The sequence below is a fragment of the Oleiphilus sp. HI0123 genome (assembly GCF_001635315.1).
The window spans coordinates 1-3349 of sequence record NZ_LWGE01001733.1; the positions used below are offsets into that span (position 1 = coordinate 1).

Consider the following 3349-nt stretch of genomic DNA (forward strand, 5'->3'; position numbering starts at 1 on the left):
CCTCTGAACTTCTCACAATATGGCCTTGGCTTGACAGTGACTGGTCAGCCAGGCGTTTCTGTCGACACCAGACATGGCTTAGGCGTGAAAAGCTCTTTTTTTGATACGAGCAATCAAGTCGACGGCTTTGGTCCTGACGAAACAATATCATTCTTGTTCGATGAGAGTGTAGACCTTGTTTCTGTTTTGTTCGGTCACGTTGGCGGCAACGATGACTTTAGTTGGTCTGTGAATGGTACGCTCATAGCTGGCGCTGATATCCCAAGCTCAAATTTGTACAACTTCTCTTCATATAATTACAATAGTAGCTTATACGAGTTTGGTGTAACTGGCACAAATGATGACTACTACATCAGAGGTATTACTGTAAATACTGTTGATACAGTTGACGTTGTTGAGCCTAGCTCTCTTGCAATCCTGGGTCTTGGCTTATTAGGTCTTGGCTTCAGCCGTCGTAACACTAAAGCTTAAGTTTTAGTTTCGGCCTGAATGAAAGCTAGGTCTTTGGACCTAGCTTTTTTATTTTCCGGCACAGTCAATCCTTAGCTTTTACCTCTTAAATTATATATCACTCCTTCCCCCAACCTTAAATCACAAATGTTATTGTTAGCGCCACCATTACAAGAGAGCTAGCCACTAGTCGTAAATGAGTCACATTCACCTACTATATTTTACTCACTAAACTATGCTTAGTTATATACATAGTATGAATATATAAACTCGATAAATATAAAGGTAATCTATGAGGGATACTGATAAAAATACGCCAAGAGAAAACTCTCACACGATAAGCGACAACCCCAGTATCAAAATTTTACCTTGTGAGACAATGCCCTATACCACAGTCTCCCCTGAAGGCTCCCTTGAAATCCTTTCTGCCTATGAAGTAAAACAATTAGTCGAGCTGTCGCGAACCAAGGTCTATGAATTGTTTAAGCGCTGTGCTTTAGCGGTCTTAAATACCGGCAGCACCGTCGATGATACCAATGAAATCATCGAGCGCTATAAAGATTTCCGTATCAAATTTATACGCCAGTCTCGTGGTATCAAGCTGCTGATTGAAAATGCGCCTGGCTCAGCCTTTGTTGATGGCAAGATGATTCGCGGTATTCGGGAACAACTTTTTTCAGTATTAAGAGATGTGCTCTACGTTCAAAACCAACTGCTTGACCCTCAGCATTTTGACTTTGAACACTCCAAGGGCATCACTGATGCAGTCTTTCATATTCTTAGAAATGCCAACTTGCTGCGCAAAGGCGCCCAAGCACCGCTTATAGTCTGCTGGGGTGGCCACTCTATCAATCGATGCGAATATGAATTTACCAAAGAGGTGGGCTACCAACTAGGCCTTCGCGAAGCAAACATTATTACCGGCTGTGGCCCCGGCGCAATGAAGGGGCCCATGAAAGGTGCCACAATAGGCCACGCCAAACAGCATTTTGAAGAGCGGCGCTATATAGGCATTACAGAGCCAGGAATTATCGCAGCCGAGTCTCCAAACCCTATCGTCAATGAACTAGTTATACTCCCAGACATCGAAAAACGCCTGGAAGCCTTTGTGCGCTGTGGTCACGGGGTTATCGTATTTCCTGGCGGTGTTGGTACGGCAGAGGAAATTCTCTATATTTTGGGCATTCTACTTCACCCCAAAAACGCTAAGACCCCCTTCCCTTTAGTCTTTGCCGCCGGAAAAGAAAGCGAAGCCTATTTCAAGATGATTGACGATTTTATTGGCCAAACTCTTGGCGAAGAAGCACAAGAGAAATATCAAATTATTACTGACAATCCCGGTGCTGTCGCTCAGCATATGGTGCAAACCTGTCATAAGGTCTTTAAACATCGCCGCTCCCGAAAAGATGCTTATTTTTTCAACTGGCAACTTCATATCGACCATCAGTTTCAAAAAACTTTCGAGCCCACTCATCCCAACATGGCAAACCTAGACCTGTCCAAAAATCAGGAGCCTCACATTCTTGCCGCAAACTTACGCAAAGCTTTTTCAGGAATTGTTGCCGGTAATGTCAAGGAGCAAGGTTTGAAAGCAATTGCAGAGCATGGTTCATTCAAGATCACTGGAGATTTGGAAATTATAGAGCCATTGGATAAGCTCTTGCGCACGTTCGTCGACCAGCGCCGAATGAAGCTGGGTGATAAGGAATACAAACCTTGTTATGAGGTTGTCTCATGAGATGATAGGGAAACCTCCTTAGTTAGAATTCAGCTAGAGATGGAACACTTCGCTGACAAGTACTAGAATGTGCCACTTATTAAGGCCCGTATTCGATAAACAGGGGCCTTGCTGCTTTCCAACATCAGGACAATTATTTTGAGCGACTCTGCTTTTTCTTCCCAAGCCCTAAAAAAAGAACTTTTAGACAATCTGGATTCATTAGGCTATCAAGCCATGACACCGATTCAAATGCAGAGCCTGCCCCTGATTATTGAGGGAAAAGATGTCATCGCGCAAGGTCAAACGGGCTCAGGAAAGACTGCCGCATTTGGGCTTGGGCTACTCAATAAGCTAGACGTAAAACGTTTCAGAATTCAATCTTTGGTGCTCTGCCCTACTCGTGAGCTGGCCGATCAAGTCGCCAAAGAAATTCGCAAACTTGCCCGCGCTATTCACAATATAAAAGTTCTCACCTTATGTGGCGGCATGCCTTTTGGCCCTCAAGTTGGTTCTTTAGAGCACGGCGCACATATCATCGTCGGTACTCCTGGCCGGGTTGAAGAACACGTTAGAAAAGGTAACCTGAAGCTCAACAATGTTGACACGCTGGTATTGGACGAAGCTGATAGAATGCTAGACATGGGCTTTCAGGAGGCCTTGGATACTATCATTGAAGATATACCAGAAGAGCGCCAAACTCTGCTGTTAAGCGCAACCTATCCAAAACAGATTCAATCGATCGCAGCGCAATATCTCACCGATCCGGTCATGGTAAAGGTTGAGTCAACACATAGTGACAGCAGTATTGAGCAACACTTCTATGAACTCCCAGATCAAGATGAGCGAATTGATGCAGTTCATCGTATTCTCATGCAGTATCAACCACCATCAACGGTGATTTTCTGCAATACCAAACGAGAAACCCAAGACCTGGCAGATGCCTTACATGATAGAAACTTCAGCGCCATTGCGATACATGGTGATATGGAACAGCGCGATCGAGACCAAACTCTTGTTAGATTCTCTAATCAAAGCGCCTCAATTCTGGTCGCAACGGATGTCGCGGCCCGCGGTCTCGATATTAAAGATCTAGATGCTGTCATAAACTTTCACATAGCACGCGACTCCGAAGTCCATGTTCATCGCGTTGGCAGAACAGGCCGTGCAGGTAGTAAGGGT

The 3349-nt window shown here is 44.7% G+C and carries 3 protein-coding genes; all 3 read left to right on the forward strand.

Annotation, left to right across the window (positions count from 1 at the left end):
- Positions 1-471, forward strand: a 471-nt coding sequence (locus A3761_RS23435) for a PEP-CTERM sorting domain-containing protein (RefSeq protein WP_068751008.1), incomplete at its 5' end; no start/stop codon positions are given.
- A 271-nt stretch (positions 472-742) separates the two neighbouring features.
- Complete coding sequence (gene ppnN / locus A3761_RS23440; protein ID WP_368664599.1) at positions 743-2188, forward strand: nucleotide 5'-monophosphate nucleosidase PpnN; 1446 nt, start codon at positions 743-745, stop codon at positions 2186-2188.
- A 138-nt stretch (positions 2189-2326) separates the two neighbouring features.
- The coding region (dbpA, locus tag A3761_RS23445) for an ATP-dependent RNA helicase DbpA (RefSeq protein ID WP_068751010.1) at positions 2327-3349 on the forward strand (1023 nt) is incomplete at its 3' end.